Genomic DNA, 21,156 nt, shown 5'->3' with positions numbered 1-21,156 from the left:
CTATGTCCTCAGATGATCCCGGCAAGCCTCACCCACCGCGCACATATCAATTGGGCGGACTTTCGCCCGAACTGACACAACGGATCGGCTCTGGCGTCGTCATCGGCGTAGCCGCGCTGGCGCTGACGTATTGGAGCCCATTCGTCTTCGCGCTGCTGTTGCTTCTCGCCGGAGTCGCGATGACCTGGGAGTGGGGCCGCATGGTGCGCGGAGCCATGCCCGACGCTGCGGGCATCGTGCACGCACTGGCAGTTGCGGCCGCAGTCGCATTGACCGTCAGTGATATGGCGGGCCTTGGCATCGCCGTAACGCTCATCGGTTCAATAGCCGCTGGCGCACTTTCGGTCGGCAGCGGACAGGCGCGCTTGTCCGCACTCGGCGTGCTTTATACCGGTCTTCCCGTGATCTCTCTCGGCTGGCTCCGTGGCGATGAGCCGTTGGGTTTTCTCGCTGTCCTGTTCGTCATCGTCGCTGTCGTCGTCACGGATGTTGCGGCGTACGCGTCAGGGCGAACAATTGGCGGACCAAAACTTTGGCCCGCGGTTTCGCCAAACAAGACGTGGTCTGGTCTCATCGGTGGCGTCGGCGGAGCGTGCGTCGCGGGAGCGCTTTTCTCGATTCTCTCGGGTAGCGGAAATGTAGGCTGGCTCGCGTTTCTCGGACTCATTCTCGGCGCTGTTGCGCAAGCCGGTGATCTCGCGGAATCGGCCATGAAACGCCACTTCGGCGTGAAAGATTCGGGCGATCTGATCCCTGGTCACGGTGGCGTGATGGATCGGCTCGACGGCATTGTAACTGCGAGCGTTTTGGCGGCTATCACCGCTTTCACGATTGATGCGTTTGCTCCGGCGCGCGCGCTGCTATACGGATCGTAATTGAATGATAATTTCAGTAAGTGCACCAGGAAATGAAATGTCGCGAAATGCGGTAGCGAAGGTGCGCGAAAACTCAGCACGCCCGATGCGGTTGACGGTGCTTGGTGCCACGGGATCCGTTGGCAAAAGCACGCTTGATCTCGTCTCGCACTCGCCCGGCCGATTTGAAATCGTAGCACTCACCGCGCAGTCGAATGCGCGCGAGCTTGCCGCGCTCGCCCGCCTGCACAACGCAAAGCTCGCCGTCATCGGCGACGAAAAGTGCCTGCCAGATTTGCGTGAAGCCCTCGCAGGAACGTCGATCCTTTCTGCGGCAGGAGCGGACGCGCTTGTTGAAGCCGCATTAATGCCGGCCGATTGCGTGCTGGCGGCAATCGTAGGCGCTGCTGGCCTTCGCCCGACATTCGCTGCAGCGTCCCGCGGCGGACGCGTCGCGCTCGCGAACAAGGAATGCCTCGTTTCGGCCGGGCACGTCTTCACCGCCGAAGTTGCCCGCTCCGGCGCCGAGCTTCTACCCGTCGACAGCGAACACTCCGCTGCATTTCAGGCGCTCGCAGGAGCCAACCCCGATACGATCGAGAAAATCGTGCTGACTGCTTCCGGCGGACCGTTTCGCACGTGGCAGCGCGAGGCGCTCGAATCGGTGACGCCCGAGCAGGCGCTGAAGCACCCGAACTGGTCGATGGGTTCAAAAATCACCATCGACAGCGCGACCCTGATGAACAAGGGTCTCGAGCTGATCGAAGCGTTCCACCTCTTTCCTGTCGGCGTGGATGCGCTCGATTGCATCGTGCATCCGCAATCCGTCGTCCATTGCCTCGTGAGCTACGTCGATGGCTCAGTGTTGGCACAACTCGGCGCGCCCGATATGCGAACGCCGATTGCCGTCGCGTTGGCTTGGCCGGAACGCATGGTAGCGCCGACCGCGAAGCTCGACCTTGCCAAGCTCGGCTCGCTGACCTTCGAAGCACCCGATGAAGAGCGTTTCCCGGCCCTCCGCGTGGCGCGCGAGGCGCTGCACCGCGGCGATACGGCGCCCGCCGTCCTCAATGCGGCGAATGAGATCGCTGTCGGCGCGTTCTTGGGCGGCAAGCTCAAATTCCTGGATATTGCGAACCTCGTCGAGCACACGCTCGAAATCGCTGAGCGCCAGGGCGCGATCGCCCCCGCATCCAGCTTGGACGACGTTCTGGCCGTTGATGATTGCGCGCGGCAACTGGCTGAAGAAGCTTTACAACGCTATGTGTAACGTCCTCGACCGCCCGCACGGTTGACACGCGCTCCCCGCGAACACGCTGAAGGACTGAGCTTAGATGGACTTTTTGACGACCCTGACCTCCGGAATCTGGAGCTACGGCATCGTGTTCCTGCTGGTGCTGACCGCGGTGGTCTTCATCCATGAGCTCGGGCATTTTCTGGTTGCGCGCTGGTGCGGCGTCACCGTCAAGGCGTTCTCGATCGGCTTCGGCCCTGAGATTTACGGCTTCTACGACAAGCACGGCACCCGCTGGCGCTTCGCCTGGATTCCTCTCGGCGGCTACGTCAAATTCATCGACGACGACAACGCGTCGTCCCAGCCTTCCGGCAGCAAAACAGCGGATCGGCTTTCGCCTGCCGAACGCGCAGGCTCATTCCAGTCGAAATCCGTAGCCGCTCGCGCCGCTGTCGTCGCCGCCGGTCCGATGGCCAATTTTATATTGGCAGCAGTCATTTATGCCGGTTTGAACGCCACCGTCGGCGTTCACATTCTCCCCGCATACGTTGACGCGGTCGTCGCCAATTCGCCCGCCGAAAAAGCAGGCTTCAAGTCCGGTGACCGCATCGTCGCGATCGACGGCAGGCAGATCGAGCGATTCGACGATCTACAACGCATCGTTGGCTCGAGCGCTGGCCAGCCATTGACGTTCACGGTCGAGCGCGGCGGTGAAATGCTGCCGCTCGTCGCCACGCCGAATGCCGATGAGCAGCGCGACGCCTTCGGGCGCACCTTCCGCCGGGGCATCATCGGCATCCAGCGCTCGGTAGCGCCGGGCAAGATCGTGACCAAGGACGTGTCGCTGCCGGAAGCGCTTATGCTCGGCGTCAGCGAAACCTATGGCAATATCTCGCAGACCGTTGCTGGGCTTTGGGAAATCATCACTCGCCGTCAGTCGGCCGAGCAGATGGGTGGTCCGATCATGATGGCGGAAGTCACCGCCAAGGTCGCGGAACTGGGCATCGACCCGATGCTACGCTGGATCGCTTTCATCTCGGCGAACATTGGCTTCTTGAATTTGCTGCCAATTCCGATCCTCGATGGCGGACACCTTATGTTCTACGCCTACGAGGCCATTCGGCGGAAACCGGTGAGTGAGCGGCTGCAGCAAGCAGGCTTCCAGGTCGGTCTGGTGATGCTGACCCTGTTGATGGTTTTTGTGAATTTCAACGACATTATGAACGTTTGGCGCAGACTGACTGGGACCGGCTAAAGCCCCGCAGAATCATGCGGGAGTGACGTAAACTTACAACTTTGCGGGTCCTCACTGAATCGTTAAAAGCAAGGGGATGGCCACTGTGCCGAAATCCGAATCGGGGGGACCGAACGGTGTTTCGCAACAAGGCCTAAGGGGACTTCAGTAAGACGACTGCGTATCGACGGACGACAACGAAAACAGAAGACAACAATAAGAAACGACGCATGAGTGTGACGCTGCCGCCGACAGCTCGCATGTGAATTTCCGGGGGTCGGCGGCACACGGGGGCTAATCCGCGTATGCAGAGAATTAAGGTCATTTTGGCGGGCTTGCGCTTGATCCTTGCGCTTGCACTCCTTTCGCCAGTGATCGCGATGGGAGACGCAGCCTGGGTTTCAGGCGCGGCGTACTCTCAGGGCGTCATTCGTAACATTGAGGTCGTGGGCAACCGTCGTGTTGAGCCCGAGACCGTCCGCTCATATCTGCAATTCAATGTTGGCGAGGGCTACTCCGCCGCCAAAATTGACGGATCCATCAAGGCGTTGTTCGCCACGGGTCTGTTTGCTGACGTCTCGATCGTGCCGAAGGGCCCGACGGTCGTTGTCACTGTCCGCGAAAATCCTGTGATCAATCAGGTCGCGTTTGAGGGTAACAGCGAAGTCGACACTGCAACGCTGAACGGCGAAGTGCAGTTGAAGCCGCGCACGGTGTTCACGCGCGCCAAGGCTCAGGCCGACGTGCAGCGCATCCTGGACGTCTATCGCCGCCAGGGTCTGTTCGCCGCCAGCGTCGAACCGAAGATCATTCAGCTTGAGCAGGATCGCGTAAATCTTGTCTTCGAAATCACCGAAGGCGGCGCGACCAAAGTCAAAGGCATCAACTTCGTCGGCAACCACGCCTTCAGCGACAGCCAACTGCGCGACATCATCTCGACGACGCAGCAGGGCTGGTTCGACTTCCTGAAGGGTACGTCGATCTACGATCCGGATCGTATGAATCTCGATCGCGAGTTGATCCGTCAGTATTACCTGAAGAACGGTTACGCCGACGCGTCGGTAACGGCAGCGAATGCTGAAATCGATCCGGACGGCACGGGCTTCCTCATCACGTTCGCAATTGACGAAGGCGCTCTCTATACGTTCGGCGCGGTCAATATCGAAAGCTCACTGCCTGACGTTGAGCCCTCCGCCTATATGGGCGAGCTGCTGACGCAGAGCGGCGCTGTCTACGACGCCTCGCAGGTTGACAAGACGACGGAAAAACTGACGCTCGCAGTGGCTGATCGCGGTTACGCTTTCGCACGCGTCCGTCCGCGGCCCGCTCCGGATGCTGCCAATCGCACGATCGCCGTTACCTACGTTGTTGACGAAGGTCCGCGCGTCTACATCGAGCGCATCAACGTCATCGGCAACACGCGCACCAAAGACTTCGTCATTCGCCGCGAATTCCGCTTGGCGGAAGGCGACGCCTTCAACACTTTGATGGTCGATCGCTCCAAGAAGCGTTTGCAGGCGCTTGGCATCTTCAAGAACGTCGACATCAAGCGTCGTCCGGGCAGCGCGCCCGACCGCGTGGTTCTCGACGTGATGGTTGAAGAACAGTCGACGGGTGAACTCTCGTTCGGTGCCGGTTACTCGACGAACGAAGGCGTGATCGGCGACGTGTCGATCTCCGAGCGCAACCTGTTCGGTAACGGACAGTTCCTCCGCTTGCGACTCGCTGGCTCCTTCCAGCGTATGCAGGTTGACCTGTCGTTCACCGAGCCGCGCTTCCTCGACCGCAATCTGTCGGCAGGCTTCGACCTCTACTACAAGCAGCTCGATTACGGCGATGAAGCTGGCTTCCAGCAGCGCAAGGTCGGCGGTCAGGTTCGCCTCGGCTTCCCGATTGCTGAAAACCTGTGGATGCAGACGGCCTATAGCCTGTCGCGCGACGAGATCTTCGGCGTTGCCTACAACGCATCTCGTGCAATTAAGGAAGCGTGCGGCGCGACCGGTACCAGTCTGAACTACGGCAATGCGCCGGACTGCAAAGACAACGCGTATTGGACATCGCTCGTCGGCACGACGATCGCCTACGACAAGCGTAACCATCCGACGAACCCGACTCGCGGCTTCTACCTCGAAGCTGGTACGGACTTCGCTGGTCTCGGTGGTGACGCGCAGTACGTTCGCTTCAACGCTGAAGCACGCGGCTACTACCCGATCACCGAAAAGATCACCTTCGTTGGTCGCGCCATCGGCGGCACCATTCAGGGCTGGGGCGGAGAAGACGTCCGCTTGCTTGACGCCTTCTTCAAGGGTGGTGAGACGGTCCGCGGCTTCGACCGCGCCGGTTATGGTCCGCGCGATCTTACGCCCGGTGGACGGTTCGACGCTCTCGGTGGCCAGACGTACTGGGCAGCAACGGCTGAAGTTCGCTTCCCGCTGCCCTTCGTTCCCGAGGATATGGGCCTCAGCGGCGCCTTCTTCGCCGACGCAGGTTCGCTCTTCGACGCAACGGGCGGTGCCAAAACTGCTCTGAGTGATCCGACCTGCGCAGGTCCGAAACCTGGTGTTCCTTGTAAAATCGGCGACAGCAGCTCGATCCGTTCGTCGGTCGGCGGCAGCTTGATGTGGAACTCGCCGGTTGGTCCCCTGCGAATGGACTTCGCGAAGGTCTTGACCAAAGAGTCCTACGACGAGACGCAGTTCTTCCGCTTCGGCGCCTCGACAAAGTTCTGATTTCTCGCAAATGCCTAAAAGCCGGCGCCCACAGCGCCGGCTTTTTGCTGTGTTTGGATGACAATCGGCGGCCCTCGGCTCTTGCCAACAGCGTCCGCGTCGTTCATTCAACCCCAACAATCGAAAGCAAGAGTTCAAGCCTCAGCGCGCCGGAGGGCATATGGAGCATCCCGGATTTTTCGAGCGGACCGGGCCATTTCCGCTTTCCGAAGTTGCGAGAGCCACAGGCGCGGAATTGGCGCCGGGTGCCGATCCCGCTTTGATGATCGACGACGTTCGCAGTCTGTCCGACGCTCGCTCTTCCAGCATTTCCTTCATCGATAACAAGAAGTACCTGACGCAGCTCGACAGCACCTCGGCTGGAGCGTGCCTCGTCAATCCTGCGCTCGTCGCCCGCGTGCCGGCGGCAACGGCAGCCCTCATCACCAAGCAGCCCTATCACGGCTTCGCGCGGGCCCTGGCGCTCTTCTATCCCTCGGCCATGCAGCCGATGGTAGCGACGCCCGGTGCGCCAGCCATTGACCCATCCGCCCGCCTTGAAGAGGGCGTGCTGATCGAGCCAGGGGTCGTCATCGGCCGCGAGGCTGAGATCGGCGCCGGAACCCGGATCGCCGCCGGAGCCATCATCGGCGCGCGCGTGACGATAGGCCGGAACTGCTATATCGGCGCCGCGTCAACCATAACGCACGCCCTCATCGGCGACCGCGCCATTATCCATTCCGGCGTTCGCATCGGCCAGGACGGCTTCGGCTTCGCCATGGGCGCAGGCGGGCACCTGAAAGTGCCGCAAATTGGCCGCGTCATTATCCAGGACGATGTGGAAATAGGGGCAAATACAACCATTGATCGGGGTGCGCTGAAGGACACCATGATCGGTGAGGGCACCAAAATTGATAATCTCGTCCAGATCGGGCACAACGTCGTCGTCGGTCGGCACTGTGTGATCGTCGCGATGTGCGGAATCTCGGGTTCGACGGAGCTCGGCGACTATGTCGTCATGGGCGGCCAATCCGGAACCGTTGGGCACATCAAGATTGGCACAGGCGCGCAGATCGGTGGTTCGTCTCACCCTGCTCACGACGTTCCGCCTGGTGCCAAATACTTCGGCACCCCGGCCAAACCGTTGCGCGAAACCGCACGCGAACAAGCGCTCATCAAGCGCCTCGTTGCGCGCGAGAAGAGCAACAATGACGACGGGCCAAAAGGCTCAAGCGAAGACTAAGCGATGCTGCGTTCGCGTCCTGCGAACGGTCTGGAGTTGAAGGTTATGGACGATACGAAAACGGACGGCAAAAAACTCGGAACTGCCGATATTGCAACCGTTATGAAACTGCTGCCGCACCGCTATCCGTTTTTGCTGGTCGATCGCATGTACGATATGGATCGCGACGAAAGCTGTGTTGGCGTGAAGAACGTCACGATCAATGAACCGTTCTTCCAAGGTCACTTTCCGCAGTTCCCGGTGATGCCGGGCGTGCTCATCATCGAAGGTCTTGCACAGACGGCTGGCGCTCTCTGCGTCTCGAACGTCGGCGAAGACTATCGCGCCGAGCTCGTCTATTTCATGGGCATCGACAACGCCAAGTTCAGAAAGCCCGTGCTGCCGGGCGACCAACTGCACTATCACGTCAAGAAGGTCCGCAACCGCGGCCGCGTCTGGCGTTTCCGCGGCGAGGCGAAGGTGAACGGGCAGGTCGTGGCGGAAGCCGAGATCAGCGCCATGCTTGCTGACAGCGCCGACGCCCGCGCTTTTGCGAGCAAAAATGGCTGAAGTCCACGTCCACCCGACGTCCATCGTCGAAGACGGAGCGCGGCTTGCGGCGGGCGTCAAGGTTGGCCAGTTCTGCGTCGTCGGCCCAGGCGTCAGCCTGGGCGAGGGCGTCGAACTGGTGAGCCATGTCGTCGTCGCGGGCACGACCGAAATCGGCGCCGGAACGCGCATCTTCCCATTCGCATCGATTGGTCATCAGCCGCAGGATCTCAAGTATCAGGGCGAGCCCTGTTCGTTGACGGTCGGCGCGCGCTGCATCATCCGCGAAGGCGTCACGATGAACCCCGGCACAGCGGGCGGCGGGTCGATCACCACCGTGGGTGATGGCTGCGCCTTCCTGGCGAACAGCCACGTCGGTCACGACTGCCGCGTCGGCAATGGCGTCATCTTTTCTAACAACGTCATGCTTGCCGGGCACTGCAACGTCGGCGATCACGCAATCATCGGCGGCGGCGCAGCCGTCATCCAATATGCACGCGTCGGGCATCATGCCTTCGTTGGTGGCATGTCGGGCCTCGAAAACGATCTGATCCCATACGGCATGGCGCTCGGAAACCGCGCTTACCTCTCGGGACTCAATATCGTGGGCCTGCAACGGCGTGGATTTTCGCGCGCCGACATTCATGATTTGCGCCGCGCCTATCGCTTGCTGTTCGCCGCCGAAGGCACGCTTAGCGAACGCATGGAAGACGTTGCCGTCGAATTCGCTGGCCATGCGTCGGTCGAAGAAATCCTCGCCTTCATTCGCGAAGGCGGAAAACGCTCGCTGTGCACGCCGAAGAACGGCACCGAAAGCTGAGGCGTGGCCATGGACGGCCTCGTCAAACGTATCGGCATCATCGCGGGATCAGGGTCGCTGCCGGGTGAGGTCGCGCGGCACGTCGTTGGGCGGGGCGGTTTCGTTCACGTCATCATGCCCGACGGCAATGCGGATCCGGCACTCACCGAATTTCCCCACACGCACGTCAACTGGGCGCAACTCGGCCGCACGACGGCAGCTCTGAAAGCGTCCGGCATTCGCGACATCATCCTGCTTGGCGGCGCGGTGCGGCCGTCGTTTCGCAACGCCCGCCCCGATTTCGGATTTGTCCGCGCGATCCCGCGCATTCTGCCGATCTTCCGCGGCGGCGGGGACGACAAAGTTCTGCGCGCACTTGTCAGTCTGTTTGGAAGCGAAGGGTTCCGCGTTGTCGGCGTCGCGGACGTTGCGCCGGAATTGCTCGTCAGCGCGGACACGTTGACTGCTGCGCATCCAACCGCCGACGCAACCGCAGACATCGAAAAAGGCTTCGCGTTGATCTCGACTCTCGGGCGCTATGACATCGGGCAGGGGGCTGTCGTCGCAGGCGGTCGCGTGGAAGCCATCGAAGGCGCTGAAGGCACGGATCGTATGCTCGCGCGCGTGGCGCGGTCCCGCGCGGCGAAGAACTATACGGAAGCCTCTGGCGTCCTCGTTAAATGCCCGAAGCCCGGACAAGATTTGCGCGTTGATCTCCCGGCGATCGGACCGAACACCGTCGCGAACGCCAGCGCGGCGGGCCTCGCTGGAATTGCCGTGATGGCGGGCGGCGTACTTGCAGCCGAACGCGACCGCATGATCGCCGACGCCGATCGGAAGGCGATGTTCATATCCGGTATCGCCCAAACACAAGAGTCAAAAGCGTCCGTAAACGATAGCGGCAAGGAAACGATCCGCATCACGGGGCGCGCACGAGTTGATGCCCAGACCGAAGCCGACAGTCGCCGCGCGTTTGCAATTCTGGCGGCGCTCTCTCCCTTCGCTGAAGCATCAGCCGTTGTCATCGTGCGCGGCCGCGTTATCTCCGTCGGCGCCAACGAAACGCCGCTCGACCTTCTTGCGCGAACGGTAGAACTGCGCACGCGCACGAACAGACGCGCAGGCGTCGCGGTGCTTGCGCCAGGATATACTGCTGACAAAAAAATTCTTGCTGCGGTCGACGCATGCCATCTCGCGGGCGTTGTCGTGGCGCAACCCGCCGGTTGGAACATCGCTAACGAGCTTGCCGCTCAAGCACGCGCGCTTCGTTTATTCATTGCTGTTGCAGAGCATTCGCAGGGCGGCAACGGGAGTCAGCGGACATGAATGACGAACGCACCGGCAATCGCTCCACGCGTCCTCTGAAAATATTCCTCGTCGCGGGTGAGTATTCGGGTGATGCACTCGGCGGCAAGCTGATCGCCGCTTTGAACCGCCGCTATGCGGGGCACATCACCTATGCGGGCGTCGGCGGAGAAGATATGGGCGAACACGGTTTCGCGTCGCTCTTTCCGATCGATGACGTTGCGGTGATGGGCCCACTCTCGATCTTGCCGCGTCTGCCGCGCATCGTCCGCCGCGTCTATCGCACGGTCGATGCGGCAGTCGCCTTCCAGCCGGATATCGTCGTCATCATCGATAGCCCGGAGTTCACGCACCCGATCGCGAAGCGCATCCGCAAGCGTCTGCCGAACATTCCGATTGTCGATTACGTGAGTCCGAGCGTTTGGGCGTGGCGTCCTGGTCGCGCGAAACGCATGCGCCCGTATGTCGATCACATCCTGGCGCTGCTGCCGTTCGAGCCCGCAGCACACGTGCGCCTCGGCGGCCCAGCATGCACGTACGTCGGCCATCCGCTGATCGAACGTCTCGACGAGATCGAAAACGCAAACGCGCCGGCGTTGGCTCAGCGCCTCGGGTTCGACGGCACGCGCCCGGTTCTGCTCGTTCTACCCGGCAGCCGTACGTCAGAGGTGACGCGCCTCATCGACGTCTTCGGCGAGGCAATCGCGCGTGTCTCCGAACAGGCGGGGCCGGTTGATGTCGTCATTCCGGCTGTTCGTCACGTTCGTGATCTGATCGTTGAGAAAACGAAGGACTGGAAGACAAAGCCGCTGATCATCGAGTCCACCCCGGCCGACAAGTACGCAGCCATGCGTCTCGCGACGGCGGCGCTGGCAGCATCAGGAACGGTTACGCTGGAACTGGCCCTGGCCGGAACGCCGAGCGTGGTGGCTTACAAAGTTGATGCAGTCATTGCGAGATTGCGATTCCTGCTCAAGGTTTCGAGTGTCGTTCTCGCCAACCTCGTTCTGGAAAAGAACGTCTATCCGGAGCTGCTGCAGGAAGCCTGCACATCGGAAAATCTCGCCAACGAACTGTTGCCGCTGCTTGCCGATACGCCTCAGCGCCGCGCGCAGCTCGAAGCCCTCGCGGAAACGCCCGGCAAGCTACGCCTCGCGACCTCAAGCCCAAGCATGGCCGCGGCGGATGTCGTCCTGTCGGTTGCCGAAACTTATTCGGCCGGAAATTCGCGCCGCGGCGGGCCGATGTAAAGCTGGCGCGGGCGGCCGATACGCTGCTCGGGATCTTCGATCATCTCTTTCCACTGAGCGATCCAGCCGACTGTGCGCGCAACCGCGAACAGCACGGTGAACAGCTCGACCGGGAAGCCGATCGCCCTGAGCGTGATACCCGAATAGAAATCGATATTCGGATAAAGCTTCTTCTCGATGAAGTACTCGTCCTGCAGCGCGATGCGTTCGAGTTCGATCGCGATCTTCAGCAGCGGATCGTCGCGATGTCCGAGCGCGTCGAGAATTTCGTGACACGTCTTCTGCATCACCTTCGCGCGCGGATCGTAATTCTTATAGACGCGATGGCCGAAGCCCATCAGCCGGAAGCCCGAGGACTTGTCCTTCGCCTTGGCGACGAATTCCGGAACGCGGTCAACCGAGCCGATTTCCTTCAGCATGTTGAGCGCCGCTTCGTTGGCGCCGCCGTGTGCAGGACCCCAAAGGCAAGCGATGCCCGACGCGATGCACGCGAACGGATTTGCGCCAGATGACCCGGCGAGGCGCACCGTGGACGTCGAGGCGTTCTGCTCGTGGTCCGCATGCAGGATAAAGATGCGGTCGAGCGCGCGCGAAATAATCGGATTGACGATGTACGGCTCGCTCGGAACCGCGAAGCACATCTGAAGGAAGTTCGACGTGTAATCGAGATCGTTGCGCGGATAGATAAACGGCTGCCCGATCGAATACTTGTACGCCATCGCCGCGATGGTCGGCATCTTCGCGATCATGCGATGGCTCGCAATCTCGCGCTGCTCCTGATCGGTAATATCGGTGGAGTCGTGATAGAACGACGACAGAGCGCCAACGGTGCCGACCATCACCGCCATTGGATGCGCGTCGCGCCGGTAGCCGGTAAAGAAGCGCGTCATCTGCTCGTGCACCATCGTATGGTTCGTGATGGTGCGGCGGAAGTTTATGAACTCGGTATTCGTCGGAAGCTCGCCGTAGAGCAGCAGATAGCAGACGGCGAGGAAATTCGTGTTTTCAGCAAGCTGATCGATCGGATAGCCGCGATAGAGCAACTCGCCCTTGTCGCCATCGATAAACGTGATCGAGCTTTTGCAGTTGGCTGTCGAGGTGAAGCCGGGATCGTATGTGAAACGGCCGGTCTGCTTGTAGAGATTGCCGACGTCGACCACGTCCGGACCGATTGTGCCCCGCCGAACGTCGAGCTCGTACTGCTCGTTGCCGATAGTCAGGGTCGCGTGCTGCCTAGTCGCCTCGCCGGGCGAGCCCGCACCATTCGTTTCGCGATCGCTCATTGCCACCTCGCCTGGATTTCGAGCCGGGCGGAACGGGGTTTTCCCGAGTTCTCCGCTTCGGCGGTTCGCGTCGTGCAGGGACACCGTTAACGACTTAAACCCGAACCAAAAATCGTTCGCACGTCGCCGGTCTAACGGTTTTTTTGCACTGCGGCAACCGAGACGTTACGGCAGTATTAACCTTGTCCGGTCGGCTCACGCGCTGGTTGCGTTGATGCGCGCCAGGGACTCTTCACGACCGAGAATTTCCAGCACGTCGAAGACGGGCGGTGAAACCGCGCGCCCCGTCAATGCGGCGCGGAGAGGCTGCGCAACGGCGCCCAGCTTCAGCCCGTTTGCTTCCGCGTGAGATTTGATCGCGGTTTCGAGAGCGGATGCATTCCAGCTATGCGCCTCGATGCCGGATAGAATTTCGTGAACCGAGCCGTTCGATGCGCGCCCCTCATCGTTCAGGAGCTTCGCCGCCTTGTCCTCAAACTTCAGCGGCCGCTCGGCGACGATGAACAGAGCACCGCCGACGAGGTCCGCAAGTGTTTTCGAACGCTCTTTCAGCGCGGGGATCGCACGCGCAAATTTTTCCCAACCCTTCGCCGCGAAACGCGCTTCAAGCTCCATCCCCGTCGAAATATCCGGAAGTTGCCGCTCGATCTCACGCGCAAGAGCCACGTCGGAACGCAAAGGCGCCTTGGGATCGGTTGCTGTGGCGGAAAGGGCTTTCACATCCATGTGGCGCAGCATCTCGCGCGCATGGTTCATCAGATCTTCGTTGGCCGCCGCGCGGATGTAATGCCCGTTGAGGTCGTCGAGCTTCTTGAAATCAAGACGCGCGGCGCTCTTGTTGATGTCATCGATATCAAACCAGCGGATCAGGTCGTCCGTCGAAATAATTTCGTCGTCGCCATGGCTCCAGCCAAGCCGCACGAGGTAGTTCCGCAGCGCCTCGGGCAGATAACCCATCGCGCGGAATTCCTCGATGCCCTGCGCGCCGTGCCGCTTCGAGAGCTTGGCGCCGTCCGCGCCGTGAATGAGCGGAACATGCGCGAACTCCGGCACCGCCCAGTCGAGTGCGTGATAAATCTGCGTCTGCCGGCCGGCGTTCGTCAAATGATCGGCGCCGCGCACGACGTGCGACACGCCCATATCGTGATCGTCGACGACGACCGCGAGATTGTACGTCGGATTCCCATCGGACCTGAGGATGATGAGGTCGTCCAGATCCTTGTTGGGAAATACAACGCGCCCCTGCACATGATCGGCAACAATCGTCTCACCGTCACGCGGAGCCTTCAGGCGGACGGTCGGCTTCACGTCTTTCGGTGCTTCGCTCGGATCGCGGTCGCGCCAGGGTGATAGAAAGATATGCGGGCGACCTTCAGCACGCGCCTTTTCGCGCGCGGCGTCGATCTCGGCGGGCGACGCGTAGCAATAGTAAGCCGCACCACGCTCCAGGAGCATCTGCGCAACCTCGCGATGCCGGTCGGCACGTGCAAATTGCGAAACGGCTTCGCCGTCCCACGTCAACCCAAGCCAGTTGAGGCCATCCAGTATCGCGGCAACGGCCTGCTCATTGTTCCGCTCACGGTCCGTATCTTCGATGCGCAGCAGAAACTTTCCGCCACGTCCGCGCGCATAGAGCCAGTTGAACAACGCCGTGCGCGCGCCGCCGATATGCAGGTATCCGGTTGGTGAGGGCGCAAAGCGAACAACGGGCGCGTCGGAATTCAGGGTCTCTGCCATTGGACCTTTTGCTTAAACGGAGGTTGAGGGATTTTCAGACCGCTCGTAGCATGGAGGGGCTGACAAGTTAAGGGGGCGGGGGAAACTGCCCGGGCCTTGAACGGCGGGCGGGATCATGTCGATCGAAACGCGCGGCATCGATGAGTCGATGGCTGCACCATCGCAGACTACGCCGCGCTTCCTGGCGGCAGCGATCGATCGTGAGCGTGAGCAGTTCTTTCTCTGGGCGCCCGTATGTCTCGGCGCAGGGATCGCTGCCTATTTCGCAATGCCTGCCGAGCCATCCATTTTCGTCGCAGCCGTACCGCTTCTGCTGATGCTCATTCTGCGGGCGGTGACCGTACGCGGCACACTCGCATCGGTTCTTCTGACAGCAATGATATTGGCGGGAACCGGATTCCTCATCGCCAAGCTGCGAGCCGAATGGGTGCGCGCGCCGGTGCTGACCAAGGTGATGCGCAACGTCGAAGTGACCGGAACCGTCGTGATGGTCGAAGCGAAAACGCCGCGCGGGCAGCGGCTGACGATCAGAGATCCGGCAATCTCCGGAGTATCGGCGGAGATGACGCCCGCCGTCGTGCGCATCCGGACGATGTCGTCGCGCGTTCTCGCATCGCCCGGTGACCGCATTCGCATCAAAGCAAACCTCTCGCCTCCGGCGCGCCCCGCACTGCCCGGAGGCTTCGACTACGCACGCACGGCCTGGTTCGATTCCATCGGAGCTGTGGGATACGCATTCGCGGCACCCGCGATCGAGGCACATGCCGAAACCGGCAGCCTTTCCGAATGGTATCGCCGCAGCATTGAAAATATCCGCCAGTCGATTGCCGTAAAAATCCGCGCAGTGCTGCCCGACGAATCCGGGGAAATCGCACTGGCCCTCATCACCGGCGAACGCGGCGGCATCAGCGCTGAGACCAACGACGCGTTCAAGAACTCGGGCCTCTTTCACATCTTGTCGATCTCGGGCCTGCATATGGTGATCGCGGCGGGCGCGGTCTTCTATTCATTGCGCTTGATGCTTGCCGCCATTCCGCGTGTCGCGCTGACACTGCCGATCAAGAAAATCGCAGCAGCAGGCGGCATACTCAGCTCAATCGGTTATCTCGCGATCTCCGGCGGCGCGTTCGCGACCGTGCGTTCAGCGCTGATGATCCTGATTATCTTCGGTGCTGTCTTGATCGATCGGCCCGCGCTCGCCCTGCGCAACGTCGCGCTTGCGGCCTTCCTGATCTTGGTGGTGTTTCCAGAGAGCTTGCTCGACGCTGGGTTTCAGATGTCGTTCGCGGCTGTGACGGCGCTCATCGCCTCGCATGAACTGTTGCGCCGGTTCGCCGGAACGCGCGCGCGCCCAAATCCTGTATTGCGGCTTGGTGGGTTCTTCGCCGGGATCGTTGCCTCCACGCTGATTGCAAGTTTCGCCGTCGCGCCGTTTGCCGCCTACAATTTCCATCAGAGCCAGCAATACGCCGTGCTCGCGAACATGATCGCGATCCCCATCTGCAACTTGCTCGTGATGCCAGCGGCACTCGTTGCGATGTTTCTCATGCCGCTCGGATTGGAAGGTTTGGGGCTGGTGCCGATGGGCTGGGGCATTCAGGGAATGACGTGGTGCGCAAACTACGTCGGCGCGCTGCCGGGTGCGGTCGGCCATCTCCCTGAGATCTCTCTCGCCTCGTTTGCGTTGATGGTTGCGGGCGGGATGTGGCTTGCGCTTTGGCGCACGCGGTTGCGACTGCTCGGCGTCGGCATTGCAGTTATCGGCGTGATGATCGCGCCTTGGATGCGACGTCCCGATATCTTTGTCGCGCAGAAAGGAACGCTCGTCGCCGTACGGGACGCATCAGGCAGCCTCTCGGCGCTTCCGGTGAAGAACGCGAAATACGATCTCGAACGCTGGCTTGAATACGACGGCGATTCACGCAGCGCCGCCGAAGTTCAGAAAATGTCGGCGTTCACGTGTGACAGCGTCGGCTGCACCGCACGCGTCAAAGGCGCAACGATCGCCGTTGCCCGGCACCCGGCCGCAGTTCCTGACGATTGCTTGAATGCCGACGTGCTTATTCTCGCTACGCCGAAGCCCGCCGAATGCGCCGTACCCGCGACCGTCATTGACGTGTTCGACCGCTGGCGCAACGGCGCCTACGCACTCTATCTCGATCAGGAGAGCAACAATCCAGAAGTGCGCGTGCGCTTCGAAACGGTGGCGGCCCGCCGTGGCGTCCGCCCCTGGAGCCCGACGCCGGAACGCAGCGCCGTGCATCGCGCAAGGCTCAAACCGGCAGGCGCGGCGTCATCGAATACCTTGCCCGTGCCCAACATTGCAAACGGCCCGGGCTCAAAAACATCCAAGACCGAGGCCGTTAGCGGAAACGCAGGAGCCCCGTCCGACGCCAGGTCCCCGCCGCCGTCCGCCGGACACTACGATGATCCCGGCGAAGCAGAGCACGACGCGGACGAGGGCGAATTTCAGTAGCGCCGCATAAGACCGACAAGCCGACCCTGTATGTCGATCTGGTCCGGCCCGAAAATGCGCGTCTTGAACTCGGGGTTCGCCGCTTCGAGCGCAACCGTCGAGCCCTTTTTGCGCAGCCGCTTCAGCGTCGCTTCTTCGCCTTCGACCAGGGCAACGATGATGTCGCCATTCTCGGCCGTGTTGCACCGCCGAATGATGACCGTATCGCCGTCATGAATACCGGCCTCGATCATCGAGTCGCCTTTGACCTCCAGCGCGAAATGCTCGCCGTTGGTCAGGATGTCGGGTGGCACGGCGATGTCGTGGGTATGATTCTGAATGGCACTAATGGGCGTACCCGCCGCGATGCGGCCCATGACCGGCACCGAAACTGTGCGCGCGTCGATGACATGTGACGGAGGCGTGGAGCCAAGACTGCTCCGCGGCGGCCCGGAGCCTTCGATGACGCTAGGCTGAAATCCGCGCTGGGGCGTTGCAGCGGCGGCCGGCGCTGGTGCAGCGAAAGCGGCCGGTTGGTTGTCAGGTAGCTTGATGACCTCGATAGCGCGTGCCCGATGCGGCAGGCGGCGAATGAAACCACGTTCGACCAGTGCCGTGATCAGCCGGTGGATGCCGGACTTGGAACGTAGATCCAACGCGTCCTTCATCTCGTCGAAGGAGGGAGGAACGCCGCGCTCCTGCATCCGTCCATGGATAAACAGCAGCAGGTCTTTCTGTTTTTCAGTCAGCATCGAGTGAGTTCTCGCCCCCGTTGAGCAGTCTGTCAGCTTGGCAGGCGCTATTCGCGCAACCTGCGTACCCATCGAAACGCAAGCACATGCGCGGTACATATCGTGTCTGTACACTACACGTTCTTGTCTCGTTCCGCAAGTCGGGGCAATTGGCAGTTTTCCACACCCGCAAAAATGAGACTGAGTACAGAGGCGCTCGTCGTGCGCTGCGCATCATTCGCGCGACGGATTTCAGGTGCCGAGACGGTTGTTGAACCCACGGCATGCGCTATCGCGCGTCAACGCAACGGGGATCGAACATGCGCGGCTGGTTTTCGCAGATCGTCATCGGGATCATCGTGACCGTTATCGGAACGGTCGTCGCAAACGCCATCGTCGGCAACGAACGCGGATCACGCCACATGCTCCCCGGCGTCCATACCCACGGCTCCGCCCGGCACTAAAGCGCCGTTGGCCTCGACCGTTCGCGAAGGCCCAGCACCCTCAACCCGAGACTTGCCAGATGCCGGTGGGAAGGCGGCAGGCCACGATCTCGGTGCGCTTGGTCACGTCGGTTCCGCTAAGCACCACAACGGCGTGGCGGCAAACAGAGCCGTGCGTATCCTTGAACGAGGAGACGGGCTTCACGAGGCCTGAGAGGCGTCCGTGGGCACGATGCCAGACGTAGCTCGAACCGTCGGCAACCTGGGTCAGCGCGTACTGCACGCTTTCAAGGGCCGCATATTCATCGACCTCGTCGAGCGGGGGAGGGGCGATCGCAAGTTTGGACGGCGCCAACGGGCGCTCATCCTTGACCGCGGGGCAATTCGGCGCCGCGGCGGCTGGCTCAGCGGCTCTCGCGAAACCGCTCATGAAGAAAATGGCCGCGACTAACGCGACAGCTGTGGCGCCAGTCGCGGCAAGGGGAAAAAGAGACGCATTTGAGGACATAACTCGACTCTCTGACGCAACCGCTACAAACAATCGCCGACAGGGCGACGAAGCGAGTGTGACTCGCTATGGTTAAGGCGATCTGAACATCGCGGGGGCGCTGTACTATTTTCAGGCGTCGTTACGCGTTAAAATCAATGATTGAGTAGGCAACATGAGCGGCAGTGAGAGCATGACTGAAGCGAGCGGGCAGGAACCGGACTTTACGGCTGCGGATGATCCGTTCGCATTATTTGACGTCTGGATGGCTGAGGCTGAAAAATCCGAAAGCGTAGACCCGAACGCCATGTCGCTGGCGACGGTCGATGGGGACGGCCTGCCGAACGTCAGAACCGTTCTGCTGAAAGGTGTCGACGAACCCGATGTCGCCGAGCGCGGCTTTCACTTCTACACGAACATCGAAAGCGCGAAGGGACGCGAGTTGCTTGCGTCGCAAAAGGCAGCTCTGCTCCTCTATTGGAAATCGCTGTCGCGCCAGATCCGGATTCGAGGCGCCGTCTCTCTCGTGTCCCACGAGGAAGCCGACCGGTACTTTGCCACGCGCCATCCCCAAAGCCGCATTGGCGCATGGGCCTCGCAGCAATCGCGCCCGCTATCGTCGCGCGAGGTGCTCGAGGCCAAGGTGAAGCACTACGAAGCGAAGTTCGGAGAGGGTGAGACGCCGCGCCCTCCTTACTGGTGTGGCTTCCGCGTGGTGCCGGTCGAAATCGAATTCTGGATGGCCGGCGACTACCGCCTGCATAACCGGATTGTCTTTCGCCGCGACGCGCCGCACGATTCCTGGCACAAGACACGCCTCTATCCCTGAGTGTCCGACGGAGCCATCGCAAAAAAGCTCCGTTTTGGCCGCTACGGGATAATGGGTTTCAAAGACGCCGCGACGGGGGATGGGACCGGCAATGTTGACGGAGAGCGTTGCGCAGGAACGGCCTAGAAAGCGGCGCCCGCGCGACCGTGTCCAATCCACGCGGGTTTATTACGCCGCTGGTCAGCCGCCGCTGGCGTTGGCCGTCTGGACAAGCCGCCTCGCGATCTTCGCTGCTGTCGCCGCTCTCGTGACGGCTGTCCTGCATCGCTTGACGATGATTGCCACGCCCGTCGCCATGACGATCGCTGCGGCCGTGATCGCCGGTGCGATCCTGGCCCTCGTGATGGCAGCCTTCGCAGGGCTCGATATCTGGATCACGGGTCGCCAGGGAACGGCGCGTGTCGTCTGCGGTGCGCTTGTCGCGCTGATGCTGTTAGCGATCCCCGCGGGACTTTGGGTGCTGAGCTGGAGCTGGCCCGAAATCAGCGACATCTCAACGGACGTCAACGAGCCGCCTGACTTCACCGACGCAAAGGAAGCGCGCGACGCGAAAGCCAACCCGACGGATTATCCAGGTGCGCGCGTCGCGGATCTACAACGCCAGAACTACCCGGACTTGAAGAGCCTCGTTCTTCCACGCTCGACGGATGAATCTTACGAGATCGTGCTGCAGGCGCTGACGAAACTGAAATATCGCACGACGTTGGAACTCCCGCCCGAGGACGAGGAAAACGCACCGGGCTTTATCGAGTTCTCCGATCACTCGCTCATCCTCGGGCTTTTCGACGACGTTGTCGTGCGCGTTCTTGCCGGAGAAGGATCCTCGCGCATCGACGTGCGATCGGCTGCCCGCTACGGACAGAACGATTTTGGCCGGAATGCCGAACGCGTGCGCGGTCTGCTGAAAGAAATTGCGGCGCGTTACGAAGCGTCCGTGCCGGATCCAGAGAAGGATGCGGCGCGCAAGGCAAAGGCGGAGAAAAACAAGGTCAAATCGCCGAAAGCTCGCGGTCCGGCGTCAAAGGCAGATCGCAGGCGACCAGACCCTTCTCGCGCAGGAATTCGACGTGGGCCTGAACGGAAAGCGTCGCAGCCGGGAGCATCTTCGGTTCGAGGTTCTGGTAGACCACGGGGACAATTCGACGAATAGTCATGGCGCCTTCTGAGAGCGCGGAGAGAATGGATTGCTCCCGCCAGCGCCGATGCAAAAGGTACGCTTTCACAGTGCGCTGGGGGTCGTAGATGCGGCCGCCGTGACCGGGAAGAAAAACGTCGTCCCGGCGATCGAGCAAGATTTCGAGCGACGTGACGTAATCGACCATTCGCCCTTCGGGCGGCGCAACCACCGTTGTATTCCACGCCATGACATGATCGCCGGAGAACAGCATCGGCCGGTCCGCAAGCGCAAAGCAGAGATGATCCGGTGCATGTCCTGGCGTATGGATCGCCGTCAGGGTCCAATCCTCTCCCGAGACGCTATCGCCGCCAGCCAGCGGAATATCGGGAAGAAACCCATAGTCGACGAAGATGCTGCCCGATGGACTATCCGCGAGGGCGATCCTGCTGGCATCAGAATCGCGTGGATAGGCGGCGACAATCGCGCCGGTTTCCGCTTTGAGTTTGGAGATACCATCGACGTGATCGCGATGGGCGTGCGTTGAAAAAATGTGCGTAATCGGTCGGCCGCCAGCGGCTCGCAGAATGGCCGCGCGATGGTCAGCATCATCCGGGCCTGGATCGATAATGGCGAGTGACGTCGAGCCGACGAGGTAGCTGTTTGTGCCCTTGAATGTGAACGGGCCAGGATTGTTGGCAACGATCCGCAAGATCCCCCGACCCATCGGCGAAGGTTCGCCATAGGCGAAGGCCATATCGGTCTTGAAATCGAGTGCGGCCAAGCGATTGCCTCCAAACCTCCGGTGCGGCGGCGACGGACCAGCGTGCGCCGAGTCCGCATTTGCCTGAGGCCAAATTCGGCGCACGGCAAATACCAGCCGGCACAGTGCCTAACAAATCACGAGGAGGTTGCAAGCAGG

Annotated in this window: 17 protein-coding genes and 1 pseudogene; 13 read left to right on the top strand and 5 right to left on the bottom strand. The window is 61.3% G+C overall.

Annotated features, from left to right (window positions below):
• Positions 1–2 precede the first annotated feature (2 nt).
• From DLM45_RS02660 to lpxB, 9 genes are all read left to right on the top strand, one after another.
• Positions 3–875, top strand: coding sequence for a phosphatidate cytidylyltransferase (locus DLM45_RS02660; protein ID WP_181335448.1), 873 nt, complete (start codon positions 3–5; stop codon positions 873–875).
• 37 nt (positions 876–912) lie between these two features.
• The gene (locus tag DLM45_RS02655) at positions 913–2,124 is read left to right on the top strand and encodes a 1-deoxy-D-xylulose-5-phosphate reductoisomerase (RefSeq protein ID WP_210269779.1); all 1,212 of its coding nucleotides are present in this window, start codon (positions 913–915) and stop codon (positions 2,122–2,124) included.
• Positions 2,125–2,188: 64 nt separating this feature from the next.
• Entirely contained in the window at positions 2,189–3,343 is a 1,155-nt protein-coding gene (rseP, locus tag DLM45_RS02650) for an RIP metalloprotease RseP (protein WP_181335446.1), read from the top strand.
• Positions 3,344–3,627: 284 nt separating this feature from the next.
• Entirely contained in the window at positions 3,628–6,051 is a 2,424-nt protein-coding gene (gene bamA, locus DLM45_RS02645) for an outer membrane protein assembly factor BamA (protein ID WP_181335445.1), read from the top strand.
• A gap of 160 nt (positions 6,052–6,211) precedes the next feature.
• Complete coding sequence (gene lpxD / locus DLM45_RS02640; RefSeq protein ID WP_181335444.1) at positions 6,212–7,273, top strand: UDP-3-O-(3-hydroxymyristoyl)glucosamine N-acyltransferase; 1,062 nt, start codon at positions 6,212–6,214, stop codon at positions 7,271–7,273.
• A gap of 45 nt (positions 7,274–7,318) precedes the next feature.
• Positions 7,319–7,822 (top strand): 3-hydroxyacyl-ACP dehydratase FabZ, encoded by a 504-nt coding sequence (gene fabZ, locus DLM45_RS02635; RefSeq protein ID WP_181338155.1) that lies wholly within the window; start codon positions 7,319–7,321, stop codon positions 7,820–7,822.
• Positions 7,815–8,621 carry an acyl-ACP--UDP-N-acetylglucosamine O-acyltransferase gene (lpxA, locus tag DLM45_RS02630; protein WP_181335443.1) on the top strand — a complete coding sequence of 269 codons (807 nt, stop codon included), beginning with the start codon at positions 7,815–7,817 and terminating at the stop codon, positions 8,619–8,621. The genes fabZ and lpxA overlap by 8 nt, the downstream gene beginning before the upstream one ends.
• Before the next feature lie 9 nt (positions 8,622–8,630).
• Positions 8,631–9,926 (top strand): LpxI family protein, encoded by a 1,296-nt coding sequence (locus tag DLM45_RS02625; protein WP_181335442.1) that lies wholly within the window; start codon positions 8,631–8,633, stop codon positions 9,924–9,926.
• Positions 9,923–11,155 carry a lipid-A-disaccharide synthase gene (gene lpxB, locus DLM45_RS02620; protein ID WP_181335441.1) on the top strand — a complete coding sequence of 411 codons (1,233 nt, stop codon included), beginning with the start codon at positions 9,923–9,925 and terminating at the stop codon, positions 11,153–11,155. The genes DLM45_RS02625 and lpxB overlap by 4 nt, the downstream gene beginning before the upstream one ends.
• Here lpxB and gltA read toward each other — a convergent pair.
• Both gltA and gltX read right to left on the bottom strand, forming a co-directional pair.
• Complete coding sequence (gene gltA, locus DLM45_RS02615) at positions 11,116–12,438, bottom strand: citrate synthase (RefSeq protein WP_181335440.1); 1,323 nt, start codon at positions 12,436–12,438, stop codon at positions 11,116–11,118. The genes lpxB and gltA overlap by 40 nt on opposite strands.
• 195 nt (positions 12,439–12,633) lie before the next feature.
• Positions 12,634–14,175, bottom strand: a complete 1,542-nt coding sequence (gltX, locus tag DLM45_RS02610) for a glutamate--tRNA ligase (RefSeq protein ID WP_181335439.1) — start codon at positions 14,173–14,175, stop codon at positions 12,634–12,636.
• 115 nt (positions 14,176–14,290) lie between these two features.
• On the opposite strand from gltX, the gene DLM45_RS02605 reads away from it, so the two are divergent.
• Positions 14,291–16,651 carry a ComEC/Rec2 family competence protein gene (locus tag DLM45_RS02605; RefSeq protein ID WP_181335438.1) on the top strand — a complete coding sequence of 787 codons (2,361 nt, stop codon included), beginning with the start codon at positions 14,291–14,293 and terminating at the stop codon, positions 16,649–16,651.
• Here the strand turns inward: DLM45_RS02605 and lexA are convergent.
• Positions 16,645–17,382: a transcriptional repressor LexA gene (gene lexA, locus DLM45_RS02600; RefSeq protein WP_181335437.1), complete on the bottom strand. Its 738-nt coding sequence runs from the start codon at positions 17,380–17,382 to the stop codon at positions 16,645–16,647. The two genes, DLM45_RS02605 and lexA, sit on opposite strands and share 7 nt — an antisense overlap.
• A 299-nt stretch (positions 17,383–17,681) precedes the next feature.
• Between lexA and DLM45_RS02595 the strand changes: the two genes are divergently transcribed.
• The gene (locus tag DLM45_RS02595) at positions 17,682–17,825 is read left to right on the top strand and encodes a hypothetical protein (RefSeq protein WP_181335436.1); all 144 of its coding nucleotides are present in this window, start codon (positions 17,682–17,684) and stop codon (positions 17,823–17,825) included.
• A gap of 40 nt (positions 17,826–17,865) precedes the next feature.
• Here the strand turns inward: DLM45_RS02595 and DLM45_RS02590 are convergent, their stop codons facing one another.
• Positions 17,866–18,234 (bottom strand): hypothetical protein, encoded by a 369-nt coding sequence (locus DLM45_RS02590; RefSeq protein ID WP_246317117.1) that lies wholly within the window; start codon positions 18,232–18,234, stop codon positions 17,866–17,868.
• Positions 18,235–18,484: 250 nt separating this feature from the next.
• On the opposite strand from DLM45_RS02590, the gene pdxH reads away from it, so the two are divergent.
• The gene (gene pdxH, locus DLM45_RS02585; RefSeq protein WP_425485184.1) at positions 18,485–19,120 is read left to right on the top strand and encodes a pyridoxamine 5'-phosphate oxidase; all 636 of its coding nucleotides are present in this window, start codon (positions 18,485–18,487) and stop codon (positions 19,118–19,120) included.
• A gap of 79 nt (positions 19,121–19,199) precedes the next feature.
• Positions 19,200–20,018: pseudogene (locus tag DLM45_RS16660) on the top strand (DUF1499 domain-containing protein); the annotation flags it as partial.
• A 91-nt stretch (positions 20,019–20,109) separates the two neighbouring features.
• On the opposite strand, the gene DLM45_RS02580 reads toward DLM45_RS16660, so the two are convergent.
• The gene (locus DLM45_RS02580) at positions 20,110–21,018 is read right to left on the bottom strand and encodes an MBL fold metallo-hydrolase (RefSeq protein WP_181335433.1); all 909 of its coding nucleotides are present in this window, start codon (positions 21,016–21,018) and stop codon (positions 20,110–20,112) included.
• Positions 21,019–21,156: the final 138 nt, after the last annotated feature.

Origin of the sequence: Hyphomicrobium methylovorum, from assembly GCF_013626205.1 — a bacterium.
Taxonomy (GTDB): Bacteria; Pseudomonadota; Alphaproteobacteria; order Rhizobiales; family Hyphomicrobiaceae; genus Hyphomicrobium_B; species Hyphomicrobium_B methylovorum.
Note: the sequence above shows the minus strand (reverse complement) of the source record. Positions and strands in the feature narration are given on the sequence as shown.

Coding starts and splice junctions, on each gene's coding strand:
- DLM45_RS02660 (WP_181335448.1), top strand. CDS start 3: ATGTCCTCAGATGATCCCGGCAAGCCTCACCCACCGCGCACATATCAA.
- DLM45_RS02655 (WP_210269779.1), top strand. CDS start 913: ATGTCGCGAAATGCGGTAGCGAAGGTGCGCGAAAACTCAGCACGCCCG.
- rseP (WP_181335446.1), top strand. CDS start 2,189: ATGGACTTTTTGACGACCCTGACCTCCGGAATCTGGAGCTACGGCATC.
- bamA (WP_181335445.1), top strand. CDS start 3,628: ATGCAGAGAATTAAGGTCATTTTGGCGGGCTTGCGCTTGATCCTTGCG.
- lpxD (WP_181335444.1), top strand. CDS start 6,212: ATGGAGCATCCCGGATTTTTCGAGCGGACCGGGCCATTTCCGCTTTCC.
- fabZ (WP_181338155.1), top strand. CDS start 7,319: ATGGACGATACGAAAACGGACGGCAAAAAACTCGGAACTGCCGATATT.
- lpxA (WP_181335443.1), top strand. CDS start 7,815: ATGGCTGAAGTCCACGTCCACCCGACGTCCATCGTCGAAGACGGAGCG.
- DLM45_RS02625 (WP_181335442.1), top strand. CDS start 8,631: ATGGACGGCCTCGTCAAACGTATCGGCATCATCGCGGGATCAGGGTCG.
- lpxB (WP_181335441.1), top strand. CDS start 9,923: ATGAATGACGAACGCACCGGCAATCGCTCCACGCGTCCTCTGAAAATA.
- gltA (WP_181335440.1), bottom strand. CDS start 12,438: ATGAGCGATCGCGAAACGAATGGTGCGGGCTCGCCCGGCGAGGCGACT.
- gltX (WP_181335439.1), bottom strand. CDS start 14,175: ATGGCAGAGACCCTGAATTCCGACGCGCCCGTTGTTCGCTTTGCGCCC.
- DLM45_RS02605 (WP_181335438.1), top strand. CDS start 14,291: ATGTCGATCGAAACGCGCGGCATCGATGAGTCGATGGCTGCACCATCG.
- lexA (WP_181335437.1), bottom strand. CDS start 17,382: ATGCTGACTGAAAAACAGAAAGACCTGCTGCTGTTTATCCATGGACGG.
- DLM45_RS02595 (WP_181335436.1), top strand. CDS start 17,682: ATGCGCGGCTGGTTTTCGCAGATCGTCATCGGGATCATCGTGACCGTT.
- DLM45_RS02590 (WP_246317117.1), bottom strand. CDS start 18,234: ATGAGCGGTTTCGCGAGAGCCGCTGAGCCAGCCGCCGCGGCGCCGAAT.
- pdxH (WP_425485184.1), top strand. CDS start 18,485: ATGACTGAAGCGAGCGGGCAGGAACCGGACTTTACGGCTGCGGATGAT.